Annotated in this window: 21 protein-coding genes; 7 read left to right on the forward strand and 14 right to left on the reverse strand. The window is 60.9% G+C overall.

Annotated elements, in window-relative coordinates; all coding sequences use genetic code 11:
- Positions 1-42: 42 nt before the first annotated feature.
- Together nhaA and M2368_RS07330 are read right to left on the reverse strand one after the other, a co-directional pair.
- Positions 43-1,392: a Na+/H+ antiporter NhaA gene (gene nhaA / locus M2368_RS07325; RefSeq protein WP_388024129.1), complete on the reverse strand. Its 1,350-nt coding sequence runs from the start codon at positions 1,390-1,392 to the stop codon at positions 43-45.
- A gap of 170 nt (positions 1,393-1,562) precedes the next feature.
- Positions 1,563-2,057 carry a DUF2505 domain-containing protein gene (locus M2368_RS07330; RefSeq protein WP_105657107.1) on the reverse strand — a complete coding sequence of 165 codons (495 nt, stop codon included), beginning with the start codon at positions 2,055-2,057 and terminating at the stop codon, positions 1,563-1,565.
- Between the two features lie 240 nt (positions 2,058-2,297).
- On the opposite strand from M2368_RS07330, the gene mfd reads away from it, so the two are divergent.
- The gene (gene mfd / locus M2368_RS07335) at positions 2,298-5,912 is read left to right on the forward strand and encodes a transcription-repair coupling factor (protein ID WP_332498367.1); all 3,615 of its coding nucleotides are present in this window, start codon (positions 2,298-2,300) and stop codon (positions 5,910-5,912) included.
- Between the two features lie 60 nt (positions 5,913-5,972).
- On the opposite strand, the gene M2368_RS07340 is transcribed toward mfd, so the two are convergent.
- The 5 genes from M2368_RS07340 to M2368_RS07360 form a co-directional block, all read right to left on the reverse strand.
- Positions 5,973-6,467, reverse strand: coding sequence for a tetratricopeptide repeat protein (locus tag M2368_RS07340; protein WP_498724294.1), 495 nt, complete (start codon positions 6,465-6,467; stop codon positions 5,973-5,975).
- 84 nt (positions 6,468-6,551) lie between these two features.
- Positions 6,552-6,809 carry a hypothetical protein gene (locus M2368_RS07345; protein ID WP_105657110.1) on the reverse strand — a complete coding sequence of 86 codons (258 nt, stop codon included), beginning with the start codon at positions 6,807-6,809 and terminating at the stop codon, positions 6,552-6,554.
- Positions 6,810-6,844: 35 nt separating this feature from the next.
- On the reverse strand, positions 6,845-7,531 hold the full coding sequence (gene deoC, locus M2368_RS07350; protein ID WP_388024126.1) for a deoxyribose-phosphate aldolase: 687 nt from the start codon (positions 7,529-7,531) through the stop codon (positions 6,845-6,847).
- Positions 7,532-7,590: 59 nt separating this feature from the next.
- Positions 7,591-9,321, reverse strand: a complete 1,731-nt coding sequence (locus M2368_RS07355; RefSeq protein ID WP_498724295.1) for a phospho-sugar mutase — start codon at positions 9,319-9,321, stop codon at positions 7,591-7,593.
- A 52-nt stretch (positions 9,322-9,373) separates the two neighbouring features.
- Positions 9,374-10,174: a purine-nucleoside phosphorylase gene (locus tag M2368_RS07360; protein ID WP_105657112.1), complete on the reverse strand. Its 801-nt coding sequence runs from the start codon at positions 10,172-10,174 to the stop codon at positions 9,374-9,376.
- A gap of 126 nt (positions 10,175-10,300) precedes the next feature.
- Here M2368_RS07360 and M2368_RS07365 point away from each other — a divergent pair, with 126 nt between their 5' ends.
- From M2368_RS07365 to M2368_RS07380, 4 genes are all read left to right on the forward strand, one after another.
- Positions 10,301-11,710, forward strand: a complete 1,410-nt coding sequence (locus tag M2368_RS07365; RefSeq protein WP_181148819.1) for an NAD(P)H-quinone dehydrogenase — start codon at positions 10,301-10,303, stop codon at positions 11,708-11,710.
- A 335-nt stretch (positions 11,711-12,045) separates the two neighbouring features.
- Positions 12,046-13,434, forward strand: coding sequence for an MFS transporter (locus tag M2368_RS07370; protein WP_102598219.1), 1,389 nt, complete (start codon positions 12,046-12,048; stop codon positions 13,432-13,434).
- Between the two features lie 183 nt (positions 13,435-13,617).
- Positions 13,618-14,358 (forward strand): SDR family oxidoreductase, encoded by a 741-nt coding sequence (locus tag M2368_RS07375; RefSeq protein ID WP_448937578.1) that lies wholly within the window; start codon positions 13,618-13,620, stop codon positions 14,356-14,358.
- A 102-nt stretch (positions 14,359-14,460) separates the two neighbouring features.
- On the forward strand, positions 14,461-14,916 hold the full coding sequence (locus M2368_RS07380) for a DUF6176 family protein (RefSeq protein WP_498724296.1): 456 nt from the start codon (positions 14,461-14,463) through the stop codon (positions 14,914-14,916).
- 71 nt (positions 14,917-14,987) lie between these two features.
- Here M2368_RS07380 and M2368_RS07385 read toward each other — a convergent pair whose 3' ends face one another.
- Positions 14,988-16,769, reverse strand: coding sequence for an acetyl/propionyl/methylcrotonyl-CoA carboxylase subunit alpha (locus tag M2368_RS07385; RefSeq protein ID WP_498724368.1), 1,782 nt, complete (start codon positions 16,767-16,769; stop codon positions 14,988-14,990).
- 281 nt (positions 16,770-17,050) lie between these two features.
- Between M2368_RS07385 and M2368_RS07390 the strand changes: the two genes are divergently transcribed.
- On the forward strand, positions 17,051-17,389 hold the full coding sequence (locus M2368_RS07390; protein WP_498724297.1) for a hypothetical protein: 339 nt from the start codon (positions 17,051-17,053) through the stop codon (positions 17,387-17,389).
- Between the two features lie 158 nt (positions 17,390-17,547).
- Here the strand turns inward: M2368_RS07390 and M2368_RS07395 are convergent, their stop codons facing one another.
- Together M2368_RS07395 and M2368_RS07400 are read right to left on the reverse strand one after the other, a co-directional pair.
- On the reverse strand, positions 17,548-18,114 hold the full coding sequence (locus tag M2368_RS07395) for a GNAT family N-acetyltransferase (protein ID WP_388024124.1): 567 nt from the start codon (positions 18,112-18,114) through the stop codon (positions 17,548-17,550).
- An 85-nt stretch (positions 18,115-18,199) separates the two neighbouring features.
- Positions 18,200-18,718, reverse strand: a complete 519-nt coding sequence (locus M2368_RS07400) for a CGNR zinc finger domain-containing protein (protein ID WP_498724298.1) — start codon at positions 18,716-18,718, stop codon at positions 18,200-18,202.
- 25 nt (positions 18,719-18,743) lie between these two features.
- Between M2368_RS07400 and M2368_RS07405 the strand changes: the two genes are divergently transcribed.
- On the forward strand, positions 18,744-18,947 hold the full coding sequence (locus M2368_RS07405; RefSeq protein WP_146112924.1) for a hypothetical protein: 204 nt from the start codon (positions 18,744-18,746) through the stop codon (positions 18,945-18,947).
- 54 nt (positions 18,948-19,001) lie between these two features.
- On the opposite strand, the gene M2368_RS07410 is transcribed toward M2368_RS07405, so the two are convergent.
- The 4 genes from M2368_RS07410 to M2368_RS07425 are packed head-to-tail and all read right to left on the reverse strand — an operon-like array spanning position 19,002 to position 25,310.
- A complete protein-coding gene (locus tag M2368_RS07410; protein WP_105661745.1) occupies positions 19,002-19,643 on the reverse strand; it encodes a Maf family protein in 642 nt (213 codons plus the stop codon).
- Positions 19,640-23,143: an MMPL family transporter gene (locus M2368_RS07415; protein ID WP_498724299.1), complete on the reverse strand. Its 3,504-nt coding sequence runs from the start codon at positions 23,141-23,143 to the stop codon at positions 19,640-19,642. Before M2368_RS07415 ends, M2368_RS07410 begins: the two co-directional genes overlap by 4 nt.
- A 4-nt stretch (positions 23,144-23,147) precedes the next feature.
- Complete coding sequence (locus M2368_RS07420) at positions 23,148-23,930, reverse strand: TetR family transcriptional regulator (RefSeq protein ID WP_105661747.1); 783 nt, start codon at positions 23,928-23,930, stop codon at positions 23,148-23,150.
- 3 nt (positions 23,931-23,933) lie between these two features.
- Complete coding sequence (locus tag M2368_RS07425; RefSeq protein WP_426735255.1) at positions 23,934-25,310, reverse strand: dicarboxylate/amino acid:cation symporter; 1,377 nt, start codon at positions 25,308-25,310, stop codon at positions 23,934-23,936.
- Positions 25,311-25,356: the final 46 nt, after the last annotated feature.

Raw genomic sequence — 25,356 nt, forward strand, 5'->3', positions numbered from 1 at the left:
TGGAAGCCGGCGCCCGAGCTATTTCTTCAGGATTCCAGAAGGCTACTTTCCTTCGTCGTCCTGCTGGTACACATCAGGGATGCCATCCTTATCGGCATCGCGGGTCTCGCGCTCGTGGATGACCTTGTATCGGCGGTTACGGGGAATCAGCCACAGGGCACCGAGGATCGCGGCAACGAATGAACCAGCCAGGATTGCTACCTTGGCATGCTCATAGTGCGCCGACTCCAAGCCGAAGGACAATTCGGAGACCAGCAGGGACACGGTGAAACCGATACCTGCCAGCAACGTGACACCCAGCAGGTCGCCCCAGCGGGCATCCTTGTCCAGCGAGGCCTTGGTGAACCGGGTCAGCACCCAGGTCGAGCCCATAATGCCGATCGGCTTGCCGAGCACCAGACCCAGCACGATGCCCCAGAACACCGGATCGGTGAGCAGGCCGCCGCTGCCATTGTCAGGGGAAATCACGGTCACGCCGGCGGCGAAGAAGGCGAAGATGGGAATGCATATGCCGGAGGACAGCGGGCGGAAACGGTGCTCGAATCGTTCAGCCAGGCCGATGCCGTCACGGCCATCGGTGCGCTTGACCGGGACACAGAAGCCCAAGACCACACCGGCGATGGTGGCGTGGATGCCGGAGCCGAAGACGAAGATCCAGGTAATGACACCCAGCGGCAGCAGGATTGCCCACGCGGCCCACGCACGCTTGGCGAAGAACTTGCCAAGGAAACGGGCAAGGACCGTGAAGAGAATGATGGGGATCAGCGACAGGCCCAGGTAGGACAGCTTCAGGTCATCGGTGAATACGACGGCGATAATGACAATAGCGATCAGGTCATCGACTACAGCCAGAGTCAGCAGGAAGATGCGCAGCGCTGCGGGAAGCGCCGAACCAATCACCGCGAGCACAGCCACGGCGAACGCAATGTCTGTTGCGGTTGGAATGGCCCAGCCACGCAACAACTCACCGCCACCGGACATGGAAGCGATAGCGACAAAGATCAATGCCGGCACCAGCACGCCGCCAAAAGCGGCCGCTACCGGTACGGCTGCCGTTTTCGCATTGCGCAGATCGCCAATGACGAATTCTTTTTTCAGCTCCAAGCCGGTCAGGAAGAAGAACACCGCCAGCAGAGCATCGGCAGCCCAGTGGCCGATGGACAGATTCAGATCCACACCGAAAAGGGTAGGTCCGAAGTGGAAGTCACGCAGTGCGAAGTAGGACTCGCGCAGCGGGGTGTTAGCCCAGATCAATGCCAGCAAAGCGCCGGCGATGAGTACCATGCCGCCGACGGTTTCCTTGCGCAGGATGTCGCCGATACGGATAGATTCTTTATAGCTGGGGCGCGAAAACAGGTTCTTGCTGGAACCCGAAGACGGAGTTTGGGTCATGCTTTTAACTCGCTTACTTCGTTAAATGAATATTTCTCGCCGACCAGACTTCCCGGCACACCTGTCACCAACCCTAGCGCGAACAGTGCTTCAGAGCACAAATCCCCGGACGCTTTGCGAGAAATCGCACGTCCGGGGACTGAATGTGAAACGTAACTATTCGGAGTGGCTTATTTCGAAAGCCAGGCATTGACCTGAGCAGCCTGCAAATTCAGTGCCTTGCCCAGGTAAGGCTCCGCAGCCGAAGCCAACTTGCCGCCGATGAATGGAATCGACGAGGAAACCTTGGCGTCGATGGAGAATTCGGAAGTTTCGCCCTGGGCCTTGAGCTGTTCGGTGCCGCTGACGGTCACCGGAACACCGGCAACGGAGATCTTTACCGTAGCCGAGCGGTTGCCGGCAGCATCTGGTGCTGTCCACTGGTCTACCTGGGTGATCTCGATGGTCGCGCCAACGAACTTGCGGGCGATATCCGGAACGCGATCGGTGGGGACCGAACGAACGGTGGTCACGGTGAAGGCGCCTGCGGTATCGCCGTTCACGGAGAAATCGGTCAAGGAACCGTTGGCGACCTTGGTCAGGTGCTCGGCAAAGCCACGATCGCTAAGCGTAGCGATGACCTGGTCTGCAGGGTGGGCGATCTGAGTGCTTGCGTTCAATGCCATGAAAGCTAATCCCAATCTGGAAATCTAAGTGGCCGGGCAACGAAATCGCAGGCCCGGCAACGGACAGTATTAACACTATCTGCAAAGCCGCATTGGGTAGGCTAGGACTGCACCCAAAACAGCATATTGACGTTTCCGGCCGTGGAAAAACATTCACGGTCGGCGTTAGTGGTGTCGTTTCGACGTAATACAGTATGAATGCACCCGGCCAAGCGTCTGCATGAGAGGACCCGAACCCCCATGAGCCTAAGCGGACTTCATGATTTCCTGCGCGAGGAACCTTCCTTCAGGCGTATTGGGCAAAGCGCAGCTCATGACTACCCGACGCGCAGCGAAGAGCTGGAAATCGCGGCCCCGCAGGGCATGCGACCGATCCTCTCGGCGCATATCAGCCAGGCGCTGCGTGAAAGCAAGCATTCGGGGGTGACGCTCATCGTCACCGCGACCGGCCGTGAAGCCGAAGAAGTCTCCAGCTCACTGGGTGCCTACCTCCCGGCAGGCCAGATCGCCGAGTTCCCTTCTTGGGAAACCTTGCCCCATGAGCGCTTGTCGCCGCGAAGCGATACCGTGGGACGCCGCCTGGAAGTGCTGCGCCGCCTGCACGACCGGGATGAGAGCCTAAACATCATCATTGCTCCAATTCGTGCCGTGCTGCAGCCGTTGGTCGCCGGCCTTGGCGAATTGCGCCCGGTCATCCTGGAACTGGATGCCGAGCCGGGCTTCGATAAAGTCATCAAGGACTTGGCTGCTGCGGCTTATGCCCGAGTGGACATGGTGACGCACCGCGGCGAGTTTGCGGTGCGTGGTGGCATCATCGATGTTTTCCCGCCGACATTGGACCATCCGGTCCGTATTGATTTCTTCGGGGACCAGATCGACTCGATGCGATTCTTCGCCATCGCAGATCAGCGGTCCACTGATGATCCCGGTCCCACCCGGATCATTGCCACGCCCTGCCGTGAAATGCTCATCACCCCGCAGGTGATGAGCCGGGCAGCGAATCTGAAGAACCATTTCCCGGCGGCCCAGGAAATGCTCACCAAGATTGCCGGCGGCATCGCTGTTGAAGGCATGGAATCCTTGGCTCCGCTGCTGGTGGACAAGATGGTTCCGCTGCTGTCCTTGTTGCCGGAATCGTCCATTGCGCTGGTGATGGAGCCAGAGCGCGTGCGCGCCCGCGCGCATGACCTGAACGCCACCAATGCCGAATTCCTGGCTGCCGCGTGGGCTTCGGCTTCGGATGGAGCCAGCGCTCCGTTGGATCTGACCACCGCGGATTCCGAGCGAAAGCTGGCTACCGGTGATTTTGCCTCGCTGGCAGAAACCGTAGAACACGCACAAGCCGCCAAGGTTTCCTGGTGGGCTATTACCTCCCTGGGTGCCGATGACGAGCTGGATTTGGGCGCGGCCACCATCCGTGTCCCGGCCCGTGAACCGCACGGCTACCAGGGCGACATCGAGGCGATGATGGAATTCATCGCCGGACGCGTCAAGGACCAATGGCGTTTCGTCGTGGCTACCGAGGGTCCCGGCCCGGCAGCCCGCCTCTCGGAGCTTTTCGCCGAGTTCAAGATCCCGGCACACAGGGTGGATGACCTGTCCGCGGAACCCACCGCTGGACTGATCGAGATCACCCAGGCCACCGCCGGCCGCGGGTTTGTCTTCGAGGAACTGAAGCTGGGACTGCTCACCGAAGCAGACTTGCTGGGCCGCTCCAGCGCGTACCCGAACCGCAAGGGCCGCAAGCTGACGGTCAAGCGCAAGCGCAATGCCGTTGATCCGCTGAGCCTGCAGGCCGGGGACTACATCGTCCACGAACAGCACGGCATCGGCAAGTTCGTCGAGCTGGTGGCCCGCAAGGTCAATGGCTCGGGCAAGGATGCCAAGCGCGAGTACCTGGTGGCGGAGTACGCCTCTTCCAAGCGCGGAGCCCCGGGGGACCGTCTGTTCGTCCCGATGGACCAGCTGCATATGGTCACCCGGTATGTCGGCGGCGAAGCGCCGACCTTGTCCAAAATGGGCGGTTCGGACTGGGCCAGCACCAAGTCCAAGGCGCGCAAGGCCGTCAAGGAAATTGCTGGCGACCTGATTAAGCTCTACTCGGCACGCATGGCCAGCCGTGGCCACGCCTTCGCATCAGACACCCCGTGGCAGAACGAGCTGGAGGAAGCCTTCGCGTTCATCGAGACTCCGGATCAGCTCACCGCCATCAACGAGGTGAAATCCGATATGGAGAAGGAAATCCCGATGGACCGGTTGATTTCCGGTGACGTGGGCTTTGGCAAAACCGAAATCGCGGTTCGCGCCGCCTTCAAGGCCGTCCAGGACTCCAAGCAGGTTGCCGTGCTGGTTCCTACCACCCTGCTGGCTTCCCAGCACCACCAGACCTTCACCGAACGCTATTCGGGCTTCCCAGTCCGCGTGAAGACCCTCTCGCGTTTCCAGAGCGCCAAGGAATCGAAGGAAATCCTGGCCGGCCTCAAGGACGGCAGCGTGGACATTGTCATCGGCACCCACCGCCTGCTCTCCAAGAACGTGGAGTTCAAGAACCTGGGCCTGGTCATCATTGACGAGGAACAGCGCTTCGGAGTGGAGCACAAGGAAGAGCTCAAGAAGATGCGCACCAACGTGGATGTGCTGGCGATGAGCGCCACCCCGATCCCGCGTACCTTGGAGATGTCGCTGACCGGCATCCGCGAAACCTCCACCTTGGCGACCCCGCCCGAAGAACGCCATCCGGTGCTGACCTACGTGGGTCCACGCAGCGACAAGCAGATTTCCGCGGCCATCAAGCGTGAGCTGATGCGCGATGGCCAGGTGTTCTTCGTGCACAACCGGGTCAGCTCCATTGAGCGGGTAGCTGCCGAATTGCGCGAGCTGGCCCCCGAAGCGCGCGTGGAGGTAGCGCACGGCAAGATGAGCGAATCCCGGCTGGAGCGGATCATCCAGGACTTCTGGGAGAAGAAATTCGACGTGCTGGTCTCCACCACCATCATCGAAACCGGCCTGGATATTTCCAATGCGAACACGCTGATTGTGGACCGCGCGAACAACTACGGCCTGTCCCAGCTGCACCAGCTGCGCGGGCGCGTAGGCCGCGGCCGTGAGCGTGCCTACGCCTACTTCCTGTGGGATGTAGAGAAACCGCTGGGGGAGGTCGCCCTGGAGCGCCTGAAAGCCGTTGCCGCGCACAACGAGCTTGGCTCCGGCTACCAGCTGGCCATGAAGGACCTGGAACTGCGTGGAGCCGGTAATCTGCTGGGTGGCGAGCAGTCCGGGCATATCGCCGGTGTGGGCTTCGACTTGTACCTGCGCCTGGTAGGCGAGGCCGTGGCCGATTACAAGGGCGAAGGCGAGGAAGAAGCCGCCGAGATGAAGATTGACCTGCCGGTCAATGCCCACCTGCCACACGACTATGTACCTGGTGAACGACTGCGTTTGGAAGCCTATCGCAACATTGCCCAGGCCGAGACCGACGAGGCGCTGGGTGAAGTCCGCGATGAGCTGGTGGATCGCTATGGCAAGCTTCCAACTCCGGTGGAGAACCTCATGCGCGTCGCGGCCCTGCGTATTCGCGCGCGTGCTGCGGGGCTGCATGATATCCAGCAGGTCGGCAACCACATCAAGCTGGCTCCGGCCAGAATTGAAGACCTGCCAGCTTCGCGCCAGGTGCGCTTGGAACGCCTGTACCCGGGGGCTGCGAACAAGCCGGCGCTGAATTCGATCTTCATCCCGAAGCCCAAGACCTCGCCCATTGGCGGACGGGACTTGGCCGACGGGGAGATCCTGGAGTGGGCGGAGAAGCTGCTCTACGCTATTTTCGAGCCAACACCCGCACCGGCAGCAAAGGACTGATTCGGTTGAACTCGCGGGCCAGTAGGATGCCTTTTCCGGCAGGCTGCTGGCCGGCGTTTGCTACCGCTGGCCCGAGGCAGCAGGCGAGGCCAGTTCTCCGGCGTAGCCCTTGATCGCCCGGGCGTAGAGCGAGGCATGGCGCGCTAATGCGCTGACCGCCAGCTGGACCGCTTCGGTGGATTGCCCGGCATCGTGCAGGGCCAGAACCAGGAAGGCCTGGGCGTCGGTAAAGATCGGTGAATCGGCAGTGATCTGCTGCAACAGTTCGATGGACTGGGTGTACTGCCCGAGATTGCGCAGCGTGCTGGCTAGCTGGAGCAGCGCTTCATCGTGCCTTGGCGCTTCCAGTCCAGCTTCCAGTGCCGCCTGGTAGGGGCCGACCGCTTGTTCTTCTTCCCCTAGGTAGTCGTGCAGGGACGCGACCTCGAAGAGCACCCGCGGATCCTGCGGAACCTTGCCCTGCACCAGGAGTGCCAGTTCGGTGCGCAACTGTTCAGGGCGTTTGCCATTGGCTGAGTTCCAGAACTCTTCGATGCGCTGATCCCATGATTCCATGGGGCCAGTCTAAGCGAGGCAGGGCAGCTTAAACGCAAGAGAGGGAAACCCGGACACGGGTTTCCCTCTCTTGAAAAGTTCTAATTAATTCTGGTGGGCGTTAGCTGCCGCAACCAGATCCTCAGCCTTTTCCGCGCGACCCATCAGGTGCATCGGGATAGCGAAAGCCAAGAACATCAGAGCGAAGCTGACCAGGGTCGGCCACCAAGCAACCTCAAGGGTCCAGTAGCCCAAGGTGTAGACGCCAGCCGAGAACATCACGAAGAAGATCACGAGGTTGACGATATTGCCGACAAGGCGGCCTTCACCGGAATGGGCAGTGTTCTTGCCGTTCGAGTACACTTTTTCTCCTTGGGAAAACGGATTGGTGCGATTTCCTAGTAGCTGGAACCGCTTTGCTCTCCCTCTAGGATAGCAACTCCTGAGCTAGAACCTAGCCGGGTCGCACCGGCCGCAATCATGGCCCGCGCGGTTTCAACACTGCGAACGCCGCCCGAGGCCTTGACACCCATTTCCGGGCCGACGGTCTTGCGCATCAGCTCGACGTCTTCGACGGTCGCGCCGCCGGTGGAGAAACCGGTGGAAGTCTTGACGAAATCAGCGCCAGCGGCCTTTGCGGCCTCGCAGGCCAGGACCTTGGCTTCCTCGGTGAGCAAGCAGGTTTCGATGATGACCTTCAAGATGGCTCCACCTTCATGCGCGGCCTGCGCAATGGCGAAGATCTCGTTGACCAAGGCATCCCGATCGCCACGCAGGGCGGCGGCAACGTCGATCACCATGTCGATTTCGTTGGCACCGTCTGCAACTGCGTGCTTGGTTTCGAATACCTTGGTATCGGTGGCCGAGGCACCCAGCGGGAAACCGATGACCGAACAGGTCAGTACGTCCGAGCCTTCCAGCTCGCGCGAAACGGTGGAAACCCACAACGGGTTGACGCAGACCGACTTGAAGCCGTACTTCTTGGCTTCCTCGCAGATCTGCACAATTTGTTCGCGGGAAGCATTCTGAGCCAACAGGGTGTGATCGATGTAGCTTGCGATCTCGCGGGCGCTTAGTTCAGTCATCATTTCCTCTAACAATAAAGATTTCAATCATTTCAAATGAAGGTCTCGAAGGGGTAAGCCTAGTTGGCATTCAGGTAAGCTGCCAATTCATCCTTGATTGCCAAGACCTGCGCGGTAGCGCGTTTGCGGGCTTCAGGGACCTTGGCCAGATCATCGACCGGCTCAATAGTTTCCAAGTAGCACTTGAGTTTCGGTTCCGTTCCCGAGGGCCGAACGATCACGCGGGCACCGGAAAATGTATGCAAGACCATGGCGTTGGTCGCAGGGAGCTTTTCGGTGCCCCTGGACAGGTCGGTCACCTCGGAAACCTCGGAGCCGCCCAGCGAGGCCGGAGCGTTCTTGCGGATCCTTTCCATGAGCACCGGGATCTGCGCCAAGTCGGTGAAGCGCAGGGACAGCTGGTCGGTGACGTGCACGCCATGCTTGGCGGCCAGTTCATCCAGGCGGTCCGGGATGGAGCTGCCCGAGGCCTTCAACTGCGCAGCCAGATCGGCCAGGACGATACCGGCAGAAATCCCGTCTTTGTCGCGCACCAGTTCCGGGGCTACGCAATAGCCCAGGGCTTCTTCGTAGCCGTAGCCCAGGTCCTCAACGCGTGAGATCCACTTGAATCCGGTCAAGGTTTCTTCGTGCTCGCGTCCGGCGTCCTTGGCGATGGCTGCCAGCATGCGCGAAGACACGATGGAATTGGCCAATTTCTTGCCCTCTGGCAAGGTCTTGGAGACCTGGTCCCCGAGCAGCCAACCTACCTCATCGCCGCGCAGCATCCGCCAGCTGCCGCCGTCGAGGATGGCTGCCGCGCAACGGTCGGCATCGGGGTCATTGGCAATGACCAGATCAGCACCGACCGTGCGGGCCAGTTCCAGCGACAGGTCGATGGCCCCTGGCTCCTCGGGGTTAGGGAACTTCACGGTAGGGAAGAGCGGATCGGGGTGTTCCTGCTCAACGACCATGTGCACGTCGTCGAATCCAGCGTTCAGCAGGGCTTGGCGCATGGTGTGGCCACCCACGCCGTGCATTGCCGAAACCACAATTCGCAGATTCTTGCGCACCAGGCCCTGCGGCTGGTTCGCTTCGATGATCGGGTGGATGGAAGCGAGATAGGCTGCCTCGATATCGCCTTCTTCGCCTGGGGCCGGGAGCACTTCCCAACCGGACTGTGCCAGCGGGATCTGCGCCACTGGCTGGTCATGGTCAATCAAGGAAGCGATCTGCGCATCGATGGGGGAGACGATCTGAGCCCCGCGGCCCGGCGCATCGGTGATCCTGCCGCCCACGTATACCTTGTAGCCGTTGTCCCGCGGAGGGTTATGGCTGGCCGTGACCATGACACCGGCTTCCGCGCTGAATTCACGAACGGCCCAAGCCAGCACCGGGGTCGGCAAGGCCGAGGGCATCAGCAGCACCTCAAAACCGGCAGCGGCGAAGACGGCTGCTGAATCCTTGGCGAAGGCATCCGAGTTGAAACGGGCATCGAATCCGATGACGACCTTCGGGACATATCCGCCGTTGGCCTTTTCGCCCAGGAAACGGGCGATGCCCGCAGCGGTGCGCAGGACTACCACACGGTTCATGCGCATCGGGCCGGCGCCCAATTCGGCACGCAGGCCTGCGGTGCCGAATTCCAGGACGCCGCTGAAGCGGTCGGCAATGTCCTCGAAGGCCAGCGCGTCGCCGTCGGTGACGCGCTGGATCAGTAATTGCAGTTCTTCCTGCGTTTGCGGATCGGGATCCTGGGCTGCCCATTGGCCCGCCGCATCAAGCAACTGGATTTTCTGCGTGTGATTCACTGATTTCCCTTCGAAGGACACTGACTGCTTCTTTGCGCCGATAATGCGAGGCTTAGAGCTTCGCGATGATCTGTGCCAGCAACTTGGAGATGCGCGGACCGGCGGCCTGGCCGGCCTCGATGACTTCCTCGTGGCTCAGCGGCACCGGGCTGATGCCGGCGGCCAGGTTGGTCACCAGGGAAATACCGAAGATCTCCATGCCTGCATGGCGGGCGGCTATTGCTTCCAATGCGGTGGACATGCCGACCAGATCAGCACCGATCACCTTGGCGTACTGGACTTCGGCCGGGGTTTCGTAGTGCGGTCCGGTGAACTGCGCGTACACGCCCTGATCCAGGGTCGGATCAACTGCGAGGGCAATCTCGCGCAGGCGCGAGGAGTACAGGTCGGTCAGGTCAACGAAGGTCGCGCCCTCCAAAGGGGAGGCGGCAGTCAAGTTGATGTGGTCCGAGATCATTACCGGGGTGCCTGGGGTCCAGTTCGGATTCAGGCCGCCGCAACCGTTGGTGAGCACCAGCTGCTCGCAGCCGGCAGCTGCCGCGGTGCGGATGGGGTGGACTACCGCGCGCACGCCGCGCCCTTCGTAGTAATGGGTGCGGGCACCCAGAACCAGGACCCGCTTTCCAGTGGACGTCAGGATCGAGGAGATGCTGCCCTTGTGCCCGGGTACGGCCGGGGCATGGAAGCCTGGAATGGAGGCGGCATCCAGGGTGTGGGTGGTTTCGCCGATGAGTTCGGCGGCCTGGCCCCAACCGGAGCCCAGGACCACCGCGATGTCGTGTTTTTCGACGCCGGTCTGTTCGGCGATTGCCTGGGCAGCTTGTGCCGCCAGGACCTGTGGGTCATTTTGCATATCAGTCACGGGAAATACGCTACCGGTAGCGGGGCGCTTTGTCAGGTGAAACTAGTGCTTCAGATTCAAAATCACGTTCCGGGATCGTGCTTCGATGTGCGCAATCACCGTGCATGGTGAACAATAGTGAATGTGAGCGCAGATCGTAGGAATGAAGCAACCCGTTTAGTTATTCTCGGCGGAGGACCTGGCGGCTACGAAGCTGCCATGGGTGCAGCCCAGCTGGGCGCCAATGTCACCGTCGTGGAGCGTGCAGGCATGGGCGGTTCAGCGGTGCTGACCGACGTCGTGCCCTCCAAGACCCTGATCGCTACGGCGGACGCAGTGCGCCGGGTGAAGCACGCAGAGACCTTTGGAGTCCACGTTGACGGCCTCGACTCGGCCGTCACCGACTTCTCGGTGGTGAACCACCGCCTGCTGGATCTTGCCAAGGAGCAGTCCTCGGATATCCGCACCACCCTCGAACGCGCTGGCGTGCGCATCGTGATCGGCGAGGGCCGCTTGCTGGACGACCACACGGTTGCCGTATCGCACCCGGATGGTTCCGAGCAGGAAATCGAAGCGGACGCCATGCTGATTGCCGTGGGAGCCCACCCGCGCGAACTGCCTACCGCCAAGCCTGATGGCGAGCGAATCTTCAACTGGACCCAGATCTACAACATGAACGAGGTGCCTGAACACCTGATCGTTGTAGGCTCCGGCGTTACCGGTGCAGAATTCGCTTCGGCGTACAACTTGCTCGGTGCCAAGGTCACGCTGGTTTCCTCGCGCGACCGCGTGCTGCCCGGCGAGGATGCAGACGCAGCTGGCGTGCTGGAAGATGCTTTCAAGGACAACGGCGTTAACGTTGTTTCCCAGGCTCGCGCCGAGGGCGTGGAGCGCCAGGGCGACAGGGTGCTGGTCACCTTGGCGGACGGTCGCGTGCTCGAAGGCAGCCACTGCCTGGTTGCAGTGGGCGGCATCCCCAATACCGCCAACATGGGTCTGGAAGAAGCCGGTGTGCAGCTGACCGACTCGGGCCACATCAAGGTCGATGGCGTTTCGCGCACTACCGCAACCAACATCTACGCTACCGGCGACTGCACGGGCGTCTTCGCCCTGGCTTCGGTAGCAGCCATGCAGGGCCGCATTGCCGTGGCCCACCTGCTCGGCGACTCGGTAAAGCCATTGAACCTGGATCTAGTGGCATCCAACGTCTTCACCTCCCCGGAAATCGCTACCGTGGGTGTGACCCAGCGTGCGGTTGCCGAGGGCAAGTACCAGGCCAACATCATCAAGGTTGACCTGAACACCAACGCTCGCGCCAAGATGATGAACGTGGACCAGGGCTTCGTGAAGATCGTTTCCCGCAAGGGCTCGGGCACTGTTATCGGCGGTGTTGTGGTTGCTCCGCGTGCCAGTGAATTGATCTTCTCGCTGGCACTGGCGGTCCAGAACAGCCTTCATGTTGATGACGTGGCTGAAACCTTCACCGTTTACCCGTCGTTGTCCGGTTCGCTGGCCGAAGCGGCACGTCGCCTGCACCGTCATCGGTAGGTTCTGAAGAACTTTACCAGGGCGGCATTTCCCTTGCATTCAGGGAGATGCCGTCCTTTTGCCATTAGTGCCGTAATACAAGCTCTTGTGACGCCATTCACTTTGCCGACCGACTCTGATATAAGTGTAAAAACCGTTTTCTCAGGTCACGTCTCAGTATGTGGAAGCGCATATTCCTGCTAGTAGGCCCGTGAATTGCCGTTTGCTGTTCAGTTTCATTTCATCTGGTGTCCAAATGCTGGACATCAATATCCGAATACTGGTCACCGAGGTTTACGATTATGGCAACGTAAATGAACATCAGACTCGTACTTTCACTCTAAGGAGCAGCCTCCATGTCGCAGGCTAACCAAGCAGTGGCGCCGAAGGAAAACACCCGCGGTCGCGTGCTGTTTGCCAGCATGATTGGCACCACTGTCGAATTCTTCGACTTCTACGCCTACGCCACCGCGTCGGTTCTCGTTTTCCCGGCGTTGTTCTTCCCTAACGCCTCCACCATCAACGCGATCCTTTCATCGTTCGCGATCTTCGGCGTGGCTTTCGTGGCTCGTCCACTGGGCTCGATCATTTTCGGCCACTACGGCGACAAGCTCGGCCGCAAGGGCACCCTGGTGGCGTCACTGCTGCTGATGGGCATTGCCACCTTCCTGATCGGCTTCCTGCCGCCGGCCGCGGGCAACTGGACCGTTTTGGCTCCGACCGCACTGGTGCTGCTGCGCTTCGCACAGGGCCTGGCGCTGGGCGGCGAATGGTCCGGCGCTGCGCTGCTGGCCACCGAGAATGCGCCGAAGAACAAGCGCGCCATCTACGGCACGTTCCCCCAGCTGGGCGCACCCATCGGCTTCATCATTGCGAACCTGATGTTCGTGGCCCTGCAGACCTTCTGCACTGCAGAGCAGTTCATGGCATGGGGCTGGCGCGTTCCGTTCTACTTCTCGGCAGTCATGGTGATCATCGGCCTGTGGGTACGCCTGAAGCTGGTTGAATCCGCGTCCTTCAAGAAGGTCCTGGATCAGAAGAAGGTAGTGAAGTCGCCGTTTGCGGTGACCATGAAGAAGCACTGGCGCCCAACCCTGGCCGGTACCTTCATCATGCTGGCAACCTATGTGCTGTTCTACCTGATGACCTCCTTCACCCTGACCTACGGCACCCAGCCAGCTACCATCGAGCAGGCGACTGCTGCAGCTGAAGCCAAGGGCAAGACCTTTGACGCCGCAGGCTTCGTTCCGGGCTTGGGCATTGAACGCCCGACCTTCTTGACCATGCTGATCATCGGTGTCGTCTTCTTCGGCATCTTCACCGTGGTTTCGGGCCCGTTGGCTGAGAAGTTCGGCCGCCGCAAGTTCCTGATCTGGGTTACCGCGGGCATCTTCGTCTTCGGACTGTCCTGGACCTTGTTCTTCGGTCCAGGCCAGGGCGCTGCCATGGCCGGGCTGATCATCGGGTTCACCCTGATGGGTCTGACTTTCGGCCCAATGGCTGCGTATCTGCCTGAGCTGTTCCCGTCCAATGTCCGCTACACCGGCTCGGCTGTTGCCTACAACATGTCCTCGGTGATCGGTGCGGCTCCTGCGTCCTTCGTGGCTGTAGCCCTGTGGAAGGCAGGTGCGGGCAACACCACCGGCGTTGGCCTGTACTTGGCACTTGGCGCGGTACTGACCTTGGTCGCGTTGTTCATGACGCGCGATACCTCTGACATGGACATGGAAGAGTGGGTCGAGTAGTTCGACAGTCTTGCCGAGGGAACGGCTCGGCGAATCATCAAGCCATGATGATTCGCCGGGCCGTTTCCCGTTTCCGTGCAGCCTGGATGAATACGAGCTGAAAAGGGTCATTAACCCCTGACAACTTGATGCGCGGCATGGAAGCATGGGACGCGGGATATCCAATACCGAAGGGGAATGCTCATGCGTATTGCAGTTGCGGGAGGCACCGGCGCTATCGGCACGCTGGTGGTCGAAAAACTCAAGAGTGCTGGCCACGAACCAGTGGTGCTCGCACGGTCCGTGGGATGCGACCTGGTGAACCGCAACGCGGTAAAGCAGTGGCTGGTTGACTGCCAATCGGTCATCGATGTTTCCGGAGTTTCCACCACCAGCTCTGCTGCATCCATGCGGTATTTCACCCACTCGACGGCCAACCTCGTCAGCGTGGGGCGCGAGTCCGGGGTGCAGAACCACGTGGCGCTCTCGATCATCGGAGCGGCCGAAGTGGATTCCAGCTATTACGCGGGCAAAGCCGTGCAAGAGCGGATGCTGCACATGCTTCCCGGTGGCTATACGCTGCTGCGCTCGACCCAGTTCCACGAATTCATTGGCCAGAATATCAAGCGTCTGGGCGCGGGTCCGGTGCAGATGGCGCCGAAAATGCGGATGCAGCCCATCGCGGGCATCGAAGTGGCCGCAGCACTAGTGGATCTTGCTGAGGCGCCGGCGCAGGGCGTGGTGCAAGACCTTGCTGGGCCGCAAGAAGAATACGCTCCCGACCTGTTTGCCAAGTACCTGCAGGCCCAAGGCAGGTCTCCAAAGATGGTTGAAGTGCCTGTTCCTGGCCCCATGGGCAAGGCCATGCGTGATGGGGGACTGCTGCCGGGCGGTTCCGCCCGGTTGGGCCACGAAACCTTCGATGCCTGGCTAGCTCGGCAGTAGCCCGAACCACCCTCCTTATTCAGTATCCATTGGCTGGCGTGCGGGAACTTCCAGCATCCGAATAGCAGTGACAAAACAGGCGGATTCTGGAAGCATCACGTCATGGTCGAAAAAGAACCGCATGTTCCCTACAATCCCACGCCTCGGGACTTTCCCGGCTTTGCGATGCCAGCTTCAGTGCCGCAAGGCATGCGTCTGGAGCTGAGCCGTTCAAGGATCAAGGATGGGCAGGATGAGAACTTTGGCGCCTGGATGGACATGCTCAATGCGCGCTACGAGGAATGCGAAGCATCCTTATCGGCACAACGGGCAGCGCTGGAAGCAACATTCAGGCATGTGGAAGCCGATGGTTCAACATGGATCTACCACCTGAGCCTGGTAGGCGAGAACGGCAGCGGGCTCGATACGCAGCAGGAGATCGATGCGGCGCACGAAGCAGCTAGCCGCCAAGCGAAAATGCCTGGCTGGGAAGAGCTTGAACCGAAGTTCCTGCTCATGCCCGATCACCTGAAGGCATCCATGGCGCACTGGGCAGAACATGGACAGGTGCCAGAGTAGAAGATTCCAGTTGCAGAACGACGCAGGGCCTGGACATATCTGTCCAGGCCCTGCGTCGATACCAACGAGTGCTACTTGGCTTCTTCGATCGAAGCGATGACGGCGCCCGATGACAGGGTCTCGCCTGGGGCAACTTCCAAGCCGCTGACCACGCCATCACGGTGCGCAGTAATTGGCTGCTCCATCTTCATCGCTTCCAGCACGACAATCAGATCGCCCTGGGCCACGGCCTCGCCATTCTCAACGGCAACCTTCACGATGGTGCCCTGCATCGGCGAACGCAGTTCTGCGCTGTTCGCGCCAGCGGAGCTGGCTGCCTTGCGGCCCGGCTTGCGCTTCTTCTTCCCTGCGGCCTTCTCGGCACCGTTGGAGGATACCGATCCCAGCGACGAAGGAAGGGTGACTTCCAGGCGCTTGCCGCCAACTTCAACGGTCACGCTGGTGCGCTCGTCTTCGGCTGCGTCCTCGCCGTCCATAGGCATCGGGTGGGGCTCGATGGCGGTATCGAATTCGGTTTCGATCCAGCGGGTGTGGACCTTGAATGGCCCCTGGGTCGGAACGAACGATGGATCGCTCATCACTGCGCGGTGGAATGGCAGTACGGTAGCCATGCCCTCGATCTGGAATTCTTCCAGCGCACGGCGGGCACGAGCCGCAGCCACTTCACGGGTGCTGCCGGTGACGATCAGCTTGGAGATCATCGAGTCGAAGTTCCCTGAAACGCTTTCGCCCTGCTCGATGCCCGAGTCAACGCGAACGCCGGGCCCCGATGGCAGGTTCATCTTGGAGATGGTGCCTGGGGTCGGCATGAAGTTGCGGCCGGCATCTTCGCCGTTGATGCGGAACTCGAAGGAGTGGCCGCGGATCTCCGGGTCGGTGTAGCCCAGTTCTTCGCCGCGGGCGATGCGGAACTGCTCGCGAACCAAGTCCAGGCCGGTGACTTCCTCGGAGACCGGGTGCTCAACCTGCAGACGGGTATTAACCTCGAGGAAGGAAATGACGCCATCCTGGCCTACCAGGAATTCGCAGGTGCCCGCGCCGTTGTACTTCGCTTCGCGCAAGATGGCCTTGGAAGCTTCGTACAGCCGGGTGGTCTGCTCTTCGCTCAAGAACGGGGCCGGCGCTTCTTCAACCAGCTTCTGGTTGCGGCGCTGCAGCGAGCAGTCGCGGGTGGAGACGACAACCACGTTGCCGTGGATATCGGCCAAGCACTGGGTCTCCACGTGGCGCGGTGCGTCCAGGAAGCGTTCGATGAAGCATTCGCCGCGGCCGAAAGCCGCGACAGCTTCACGCACTGCCGAGTCGTACATCTCGCCGATTTCTTCGCGGTTGCGGACCACCTTGATGCCGCGTCCGCCGCCACCGTAGGCAGCCTTGATGGCCAGCGGAAGTCCGTGCTCGTCGGCGAAGGCGTATACCTCGTCGGCCGAGGCCACCGGATCCTTGGTGCCGGGAACCAGTGGAGCGCCCACCTTTTCAGCAATGTGACGGGCCTTGACCTTGTCGCCGAGCTGGTCGATGGACTCTGGCGAAGGGCCAATCCAGGTCAAGCCCGCTTCAATAACAGCCTGGGCGAATTCGGCGTTCTCCGAGAGGAAGCCGTAGCCCGGGTGGATCGCGTCGGCGCCGGAGCGTTCAGCTGCGTCCAGGATCTTCTCAATGCGAAGGTACGATTCAGCGGCGGTGGTACCGCCCAGCGCGTAGGCTTCATCAGCCAGACGCACATGCAGGGCATCGCGATCCGAGTCGGCATAGACCGCAACGGACTCGATTCCTTCATCGCGTGCGGCACGGATAATACGCACTGCAATCTCGCCGCGGTTGGCGATAAGCACCTTCGTCAATGGATTCATCATGAACCTTGTCTTTTAAAAATAGGGTTTCTCAGCTATGAGCCTATCGTTTTTGTGGGAACTATATGTAGTTATCGCCTAGAACGAGGGTGTTAGGGTGAATTTTTTGGAGGAATCCTACAAAGGACCTTGGCGCTGGCTCAACGTGGAACCTGCCCAGGGAGGCTTGCGGACCCTGTCGCCGGCGAGGCCTGGAAGGGGCGCTGCTCTCCGCTGGTGCGCTGGCAGCGCTGGCCTCTGCCCTAGTCTTCGCGCACCCGGCGAACTAGGCTATCGCCAAGATGGAAAACAAGGAGGCCGCCGTGGGAAATCGAGGCAAAGCGCTCTGTGCGCTGCTGGCTGCTGGACTGCTCGCCTTGGCCGGTTGTTCCAGCGCAACCGGCATCCCGGCGCTTGACCGCGAACCGGCTGGAGCCGACCAGTGGCCGGGGGATAGGAGCCAGTTGGAGAACCTTGGCATGCAATCCGTGCGATTTCTGGTCACGCACGGCAACGCCGACTACTTCGCCACCGCATCGGCAGATGAGCAAACGGCTTGCCTGTTCAAATTCGCCCAGGGAGAGGCTTCCGCTGCTGGCGGATGCGGCGGGGCCGGGACGCGGATGCCATCGTCGAAGTGAGCGCTCCTGGAATGAGGATGATGCTGGTCCGGGCCGGAGCCGACTTCCCGGACTTGGAAGAGGTGGGCTGGACCAGGATCCACGAGAACATTCTAGTGTTCTAGCTGGCCGGGAGCCAAGGGATTCCTGAAGGGCCGCTTGACGCCTGCAGGATTGGGCTATCCAAGGTTGGCGCCCATGGTGTACACCACAGGTCCCTCTGCTATCGCGGTGCGATGCAATACCTCGAAACCGTGCCGCTCGTATAGGCGGACGTTTCTCTCGTTGGATGTTTCCAGCGACACCTCGGGATAGTCCGACGCGGCAATATGGTTCAGGCACCGGCTGATGAGTGCCGAACCAAGACCCCGTCCAACGCTGGATCCAGCAACCCCAAGCGTGGCAAAGTCCCACGCGTTCTCAGGCCGCTGTGGCAGGTCGGCTCCGTAGGTGATCTCCAAGCGATCGCCCATCAGCTGCGAAATCTCTTCCTGCATGCCCAAGCCAGGCTCTGGACAACTTGGTGGCAGGAGCGCAGCGACACCGTCGAGGTCCTCGCTGACCAGGACGACTCCATGCTCCAGAGCGTGGGAAAGGTAGACGGCTTGAAGGCGTTCCAAGCGCTCCAGGTAGCGATCGGCTGGAATGCTCCACCGTGTCCAGGGGTAGAACGCAAACGCCTCGGCCAAAGTAGAGGACGCACTGGGAATATCCGCGCGGCGCGCGGAACGGATAGCTGAAGTCACATCCATATCCTAGCCAAGCCAACCCGGCCTCCCGCCGTGCGCCGCCACGCCATGGTTCCGGCCTGGCATGAATCAGCCCCGGCAGCTACGCCTGCCGTTCGCGGTGCCGCCTGATGGCCGCGCGATTGGCGCAACGCACTGAGCAGAAACGCTGGCGCCCGTTGCGTGTCACGTCCACAACCACGTGGCCGCAGGGTGCGGCCTCGCAGCGCCGCAGCCGGTGCATGCCCCTGGTGGTCAGGTGCAATGCCGTGCCCACGCAGAAGACCGAGCGCAGCACCTGGGGCATGCTCTGGCCGTCATCGCGATAGTGCAGGTGCCAACCCTCCCCATCGTGGTCCACCAGGCGCGGATAGGCCGAAGCTCGAGCCGCCTGCAAATTCAGCAGCAGCGCCCGCTCGGGATCGGACGGCGCGTCAACGATGTCCAGCCAGTCATCCACTACCGCGCGCGTTTGGGCATAGTCCGAGGCGAGCCGCGGAAAAGGCATGGTCATGCCGCTCTGCCGGGTGCGTTGTTCGATGCCGTCGCGGTCCGATGGCCAGTCATTGGCCAGCGACGCAGCGAGGAGCACCGCATATTCTCCGTAAGGGTTGAGTTGCATAAGAGCATTACATCATGCTGGAGCCATGACTATTGCACAGCACAGCCAAGCCGTTGATTCCCGGCAGGAAACCGATGTCCATGAGCACTGCTGGGAGATCGGATCCAGGCATCGGACTTCCGCCGGGATTGTTGAATACTTCCATTGCCGCCGCTGCCGGCGCCACATCATGCTCCAGCGCGGGTTCGGGCACGAACAGATGCTGCTGAGCAGGGAACTGCAGGCATGAAAAAGGTGCCTTCCGCTGTGGGGCGGAAGACACCATTTGCCGGCCGGAACCGGATTATTTCCAGAGATCCACGATGCTGATCCCGGCTTGGGCCAGCAGGCCGCGCAGCACGAAGACATCCAATCCGACGACGTTCTGGAAGTTGCCTTCGATGGACTCGATGAAGGCTGCAGCCAGCCCGTCAATGGTGAATGCCCCGGCGCAGGGCAGCGGTTCCCCGCTGGCGACGTAGGCCTCGATCTCGGCATCATCCACGGTGGAGAAATGCACCACGGTGGAAGATACCTGGCCGCGAGCCTGTTCCGGATTGGCGGGATCAATCAGCCAATGGCCCGAGTGCAGGATTCCGGTAGAACCGCTCAGCTGCAGCCATCGTTCGCGGGCTACCTCTTTGGTGTGCGGCTTGCCGTAGGCCACGCCATCAAGTTCGAAGACCGAATCGCAGCCCAGCACCACGGTGCCTGCCGGATGATCTGCCTGGGTCACGTTCTCGGCCTTGGCACGAGCCAGCAGCAATGCGGTCTGCGCTGGACTCTGCTCGCCGTTGCGGGCTACGGCAGCTGCCAGCACCGCATCTTCATCCACCTCGGAAACCTGGGTGGTGAATTTGATGCCCGCATCGGCCAGGACCTTCTTGCGTCCCCACGAAGCCGAAGCCAGCAGCAACCGGGGTCCTGTCTTCATCTGTTCGCTCATACGGCGGCGTTCTCCTTGGCCTGGTCCTGGCTGGAATTATCAGCGGAAGTGCTTTCCCCGGAATCCAGCATATCGTTGAGTTTCGATCCTTCGACATCAACATCCGGCAGGATCTTGTCCAGCCATTTAGGCAGGTACCAGGCCTTGTCGCCCAGCAGGTGCATCACTGCCGGAATGAAGGTCATGCGGATGATGAACGCATCGAAGAGCACACCGAAAGCCAGCGCGAAACCGAGCGGGCGGATCATTGCCAGGTGCGAGAACACGAAGCCGGCGAAGACCGAGATCATGATCAGCGCAGCGGCGGTGACGACCGGTGCTGCCATCGAGAAGCCGGAACGGACCGCGTCCTTGGCCGGCTCGCCGTGAGCGTAGCGTTCACGCATCGCCGAGACCAGGAAGACCTGGTAGTCCATGGCCAGCCCGAACAGGATGCCGGTGAGCAGGATCGGCAGGAAGCTGAGCAGCGGACCGGGAACGTTCACATCGAAGAGGCCGGAGAACCAGCCGAACTGGTAAACCATGACGCTGGCGCCGAAGGCCGCGGCCAGCGAGAGCAGGAAGCCACCGGTGGCCAGCAATGGAACCACGACCGAACGGAAGACCAGCAGCAGCAGGATCAGCGACAGGCCAACCACGATGCTCAGGTACGGTACCAGGGCGGCGGTGACCTTTTCGGAGACGTCAATCTGCGCGGCAACCTGGCCGGTCACGGCAATGTCGGCACCCGTGGCCTCGGAGAACTCCGAGTAGTCCGCACGCAGCTGGTGCACCAGCGCTTCGGTGGCTTCCGAGGAAGGGCCATCGGTAGGGATCACCTGGATGGCTGCCAAGGTGCGGTCTTCGGTCATGGTGACTGGAATTGCGGCCACCACGCCGTTGTATTCGCGCAGTTTCTCGGCCACATCGAGGCTAGTTTCCTCAGCTTCGCGCTCGCTGAGCCCTGCAGGCAGATCAGCTAAGACCAGCAGCGGGCCGTTGTAGCCGGAACCGAACTTGTCGCTGGTTTGCTCGTAGGCCTGGAAGGCCTGCGAATCGGCAGGTTCTGCACTGCCATCAGGCAAAGCGGTTCGCATCTGCGTGGCCGGCAGGGCGATGGCACCCAGGACGAGTATCACCAGCAGGGTCACCGGAACAGCGATCTTGGTGACCATGCGAACCCAGCGAATGGAGAACGATTCCTTGATGTGGGGAATCGCGGCATCCGCGGCTGCCTTCTTGCGGGCCCGCTTGGAAACCAATTTGGTGCCGGCCAGGGACAGCAGTGCTGGCAGCAAAGTGATGTTCAGCAGCACCGAGCAGAACACGGTGAACGCGGCCGACAGGCCCAAGACGGTCAGGAACGGAAGCCCTGGAACAGCCAGTGCGGCCAGTGCGATGATCACGGTCAGCCCGGCGAAGACCACCGCGTTGCCGCTGGTTCCCACGGCGCGTGCAATCGACTCTCCGACCTCCATGCCGGACAACAGCTGCGAACGGTGGCGGTGGATGATGAACAGCGCATAGTCAATGCCCACCGCAAGGCCCAGCATGAGAGCCAGGGCAGGGGTAATCGAGGCCATGTCAATCAGCGAGGAGAACGCCATCGTAGTGCCCACGCCAGCGCCCACACCGAGGATCGCCAGCAACAGCGGCAGGCCGGCGGCGACCAAGGTGCCGAGCATGGCAATCAGGACAATGGCAGCGATGACCACACCAATGATTTCCGAGGCTCCGAAGACCTGGGACATGTCCTGCATGATCTCCTTGGAGAACAGCACCTCAACGCCGTTAGCCTGTGGACCTGCGGCGATAGCCTTGATCTGCTCGCGGTCATCGGGAGTCAAAGCGTCGGTCTGGACCTTGAAGGTCACCTGCGAAACTGCAGTACTGCCGTCTTCGGAAACGAAACGCATATCGGAGCTTGCGCCCACCTGGCGCGAAGCGAATTCCAGTTCAGCTCGGCCGGATTCCAGATCCTTCAGGCCTTGCTCTATGTCCTTCTCGCCCTGCTCAAGCTCGGCGGTCTTTTCCTTGATGGTTTTTTCGCCGTCTTCAAGCTGCTTCTTGGCTTCTGCCAGCTCGGCCTTGCCTGCAAGGAACTGGGCCTTCTTGGCATCGAATTCACGTTGCCCGGCCTCCAGCTTGGCCCTGCCGGCATCGAGCTCGGCCTGGCCTTCGCTCAGCTTCACCTTGTTGCTGGCGATCTCAGTTTTCGCTGCATCCAGCTGCGCCTTGGCGTCGTCCAGCTGGGTTTTGGCGGCGCTAAGCTGGCTGCGGTTCGCCTCCAGTTCCTGATGGCCGGCCTTGGCCTGGGCCTGTCCAGCGTCGAGTTCCTTGCGGGCGGCGTCAAGCTGCTTCAAGCCGGCTTCGGCCTTGGCGATCTGCCCCAGTGCGGCGGTGGCCTGCTGCTTACCGGCGGTCGCTTGGGCGATGCCGGATTCAGCCGAGGTTTTGCCGGCTTCGGCTTCGGCGAGACCACCCTGCAAGGCGTTCAACGCAGCGGTGTATTCGGAGATTTCCTTTTCATTGCCGGCTTCTTCAGCGGCATCAAGCTGCTGTTGCACGCCTGCAATCTGGATCTTCAGATCATCGATAGCGGCTTCAGCCTCGGCCAGTCCGGCCTGTGCGGCGGCCAGGCCATCTTCAGCTGACTTCAGACCCGTGGTGGCTTCTTCCTTGCCTGCCGACAGGGTTGCGTCGAATTCTTCGCGGGAAGAGTCGCCCAGCAGCTGTTCCATGCCAGCCTGGTACTCCTTCTCGCCCGCGGCGAGCTTGGCGTCAGCGGCATCGAGCTTCTGCTCGCCAGCGTCGAACTTTGCGCGGCCAGCGTTGTATTCGGCCGTTCCGTCCTTGTACTGGGCTAATCCGGCGTTGTACTTCGTTTCGCCGGCTTCCATCTGGGCACGACCCGAAGTCAGCTCGCGCTGGCCGGTTTCCAGCTGCGCGCGGCTATCGGCGAGCTGCTTTTCGGCGGCGGCAATTTGCGGCTCGGCAGCCTGGATTTCCTTCTGGCCGTCAAAGTACTGTGCCCAGCCATCGGTGAGTTCCTCGCGGCCTTCCTTGAGCTGCACCTTGCCATCGGCAATCTGCACCTTGGCATCGTCAAGCTTTTCCTGGCCGTCAACGAGTTCCTGCTGCGCTTTCTCCAGCTCTGGCTGCGCCTTATCGAGCTGTTCCTGCAGTTCGAAGGGGCTCATGGCTTCGACTACCTGGGACTGCATGGCCAGCTGTTCCAGGGACTCGGCGACGGCCTGCTGCTGGGTTTCGTTCAGCGGCCGGTTCGAGCTTTCACGGAACACAATCGAGCCAGAGCCGCCGGCGAGATCCGGGAGCTCTTCCTTCATTCGGTCGAGGGTGCGCTGGGTTTCAGTTCCGGGCAGGGTGAAGGTATTCGATAGCTGGCCCATGAACAAGCTGGCGCACAGGCCGATGAAGATGAAGGCCGCCAGCCACATTGAAATGACGCGGTAGCGGTGCAGGTGTGCCCATCGAGCGAGGCGGTAGAGGAGGGAAGCCATGAGCTTAGATGTCCTTCAAGGTGCTAGTGCTGGTCAGCGGCAAGGCGGTAAAACCCTGGTCAAGGGTTTTCATGGCCTGGGTAATCAAGGAATGGAAGACGGAGATGAGCTCGGGGGAAATATCCAGACCGTGAGTTTCGGTAGCTGGCAGACGCTCGATCCACTCATCAAATGCTGCTTGGCCTGCGCCGAGCAGAGCATGGGTAAAGACTCTGATGGAAAAACTGTCGGCCTGCGGATAACGGCGGGCGACTTTTTCGATGACTTCCGTGGTGGCTGTCCGCCATTCGTTCATCGTGGCGGGGAAGCCGCAGTTGGCTTCTTCCGTTCGCAAGAATGCACCAAACTGGGCCACTTGCCCGAGCATCTGCGACACGTCATCAGACTTGAGCGATTCGATGATCGCTTCGACCAGAGGCATGGAGTCGGTCAGGTCGCTAATGGAATCCACCATGGTTCCCAGAACCTGGTGCAGGGGATAGGAGAAGACCGCATCTACTGATGGAAAGTAGTTGAAGAGTGTACGGCGCGAAACACCGGCCGCTTCAGCGATCTGCGTAGCGGTAAGCGCCGTGGCAGAGCCTTTGCGAAGCAGATCCGCGACGGCTTCAACGATGGCTTGTTTCGTTGCTCGTTTGTTTAGTTCGCGGCGGGTGCCGGTACTCGGGGAAGTCACATAACTTACACTACGTGCAAAGTTGCACCCTGTGCAAAGTGAATCCGTGTGACCTTTAACCGGAAATCGGCGCACGAGCAGTAGTGCTCGTGCGCCGATTTCTTTCAGCAATGCCTACTTGGTTGCAGCTGCCTCAGCATCTGCCGCTGAGATGCTTTCATCAGCGAAGGGGTTGCCATTGCGTGGTGCGTTGTACATGTCAATGTCCAAGATGCCCTCGCGCTTGGCGACAATGGTTGGAATCAGTGCTTGGCCGGCGACATTTACCGCGGTGCGGCCCATATCAATGATCGGGTCAACGGCCATCAGCAGGCCAACGCCTGCCAGCGGCAGGCCCAGGGTGGAAAGGGTCAGCGTCAGCATGACGATGGCGCCGGTAGTGCCTGCGGTTGCTGCCGAGCCCAATACGGAAACCAGCGCAATCAAGAAGTAATCGGTGAGGGACAGCTCAATACCGAAGAACTGGGCAACGAAGATTGCTGCGATCGCCGGATAGATGGCAGCGCAGCCGTCCATCTTGGTAGTCGCGCCCAGCGGCACTGCGAAGGAAGCGTAGCCCGAAGGCACCCCGAGGTTGCGTTCGGTCACGCGCTGGGTCAATGGCAGGGTGCCAATCGAAGAGCGTGAAACGAAGGCCAGCTGCACTGCAGGCCATACACCCGAGAAGTACTGCTTGATTGACAGGCCATGTGCGCGGACCAGTACCGGGTAGAGCGCGAATAGCACCAGTGCCAAGCCGACGTAGATTGCAACGGTGAACTTGCCCAGTGCGCCAATAGTGTCCCAGCCATAGGTGGCAACAGCGTTGCCGATCAGGCCAACCGTGCCGATCGGCGCGATGCGGATGATCCACCAGAGGACCTTCTGGATGATCGCCAGGATAGAGGCCGAGAACGCGAGGAATGGTTCGGCCGCCTTGCCAACCTTGAGGGCAGCGACGCCCACGGCGATGGCAATGACCAGTATCTGCAGGACGTTGAAGCTGATCGAGGTGGAAGCGGTTGCTTCATCAACCAGCTTGGTGCTCGCGCCCAGACCCAGGAAGTTGGCTGGGACCAGGCCAGTGAGGAAGCCGAGCCAGTCGCCGGTCTTGCCATCGTATTCATCTGGCATGCCCTGGCCGGTATTCGCTCCGGGGCGGAAAACGGTGCCAAGAACCATGCCGATGATTACCGAGATCAAGGCAGTGATGGCAAACCAGAGCAGGGTCTGCCACGCAAGGCGTGCCGCATTGGTGACCTTGGCCAAATTGGCAATTGAGGCGACAACCGCAAAGAAGATCAGTGGGATCACTGCAGTGCGCAGCAACGCAACGTAGCTGGAACCAATGATCGACAGGGCTTCACCCAGCCCGTTGGGTTCCTCGGCGGTGCTGCCGGTGTACTTGGCTAGGAGACCCAGTAGAAGACCAACAATCAGCGCCGCAATGATCTGCGGGCCGAAATTGGTCATCCAGCGTGGAAGCTTAGATGAAGGCGCGGTAGTAGACATGCGTTCAAGATTAGGGCGCTTTTCTTCGCCGGCGGCAGTTTATGTT

The organism is Arthrobacter sp. JUb119, assembly GCF_024807995.1.
In the GTDB taxonomy this organism is placed as follows: Bacteria; Actinomycetota; Actinomycetes; order Actinomycetales; family Micrococcaceae; genus Glutamicibacter.

Coding starts and splice junctions, on each gene's coding strand:
- M2368_RS07330 (WP_105657107.1), bottom strand. CDS start 2,057: ATGGCATTGAACGCAAGCACTCAGATCGCCCACCCTGCAGACCAGGTC.
- M2368_RS07380 (WP_498724296.1), top strand. CDS start 14,461: ATGGTCGAAAAAGAACCGCATGTTCCCTACAATCCCACGCCTCGGGAC.
- M2368_RS07385 (WP_498724368.1), bottom strand. CDS start 16,769: ATGAATCCATTGACGAAGGTGCTTATCGCCAACCGCGGCGAGATTGCA.
- deoC (WP_388024126.1), bottom strand. CDS start 7,531: ATGACTGAACTAAGCGCCCGCGAGATCGCAAGCTACATCGATCACACC.
- M2368_RS07400 (WP_498724298.1), bottom strand. CDS start 18,718: ATGCAACTCAACCCTTACGGAGAATATGCGGTGCTCCTCGCTGCGTCG.
- M2368_RS07370 (WP_102598219.1), top strand. CDS start 12,046: ATGTCGCAGGCTAACCAAGCAGTGGCGCCGAAGGAAAACACCCGCGGT.
- M2368_RS07425 (WP_426735255.1), bottom strand. CDS start 25,310: ATGTCTACTACCGCGCCTTCATCTAAGCTTCCACGCTGGATGACCAAT.
- M2368_RS07340 (WP_498724294.1), bottom strand. CDS start 6,467: ATGGAATCATGGGATCAGCGCATCGAAGAGTTCTGGAACTCAGCCAAT.
- M2368_RS07390 (WP_498724297.1), top strand. CDS start 17,051: ATGGAAAACAAGGAGGCCGCCGTGGGAAATCGAGGCAAAGCGCTCTGT.
- M2368_RS07405 (WP_146112924.1), top strand. CDS start 18,744: ATGACTATTGCACAGCACAGCCAAGCCGTTGATTCCCGGCAGGAAACC.
- M2368_RS07375 (WP_448937578.1), top strand. CDS start 13,618: ATGCGTATTGCAGTTGCGGGAGGCACCGGCGCTATCGGCACGCTGGTG.
- nhaA (WP_388024129.1), bottom strand. CDS start 1,392: ATGACCCAAACTCCGTCTTCGGGTTCCAGCAAGAACCTGTTTTCGCGC.
- mfd (WP_332498367.1), top strand. CDS start 2,298: ATGAGCCTAAGCGGACTTCATGATTTCCTGCGCGAGGAACCTTCCTTC.
- M2368_RS07415 (WP_498724299.1), bottom strand. CDS start 23,143: ATGGCTTCCCTCCTCTACCGCCTCGCTCGATGGGCACACCTGCACCGC.
- M2368_RS07410 (WP_105661745.1), bottom strand. CDS start 19,643: ATGAGCGAACAGATGAAGACAGGACCCCGGTTGCTGCTGGCTTCGGCT.
- M2368_RS07360 (WP_105657112.1), bottom strand. CDS start 10,174: ATGCAAAATGACCCACAGGTCCTGGCGGCACAAGCTGCCCAGGCAATC.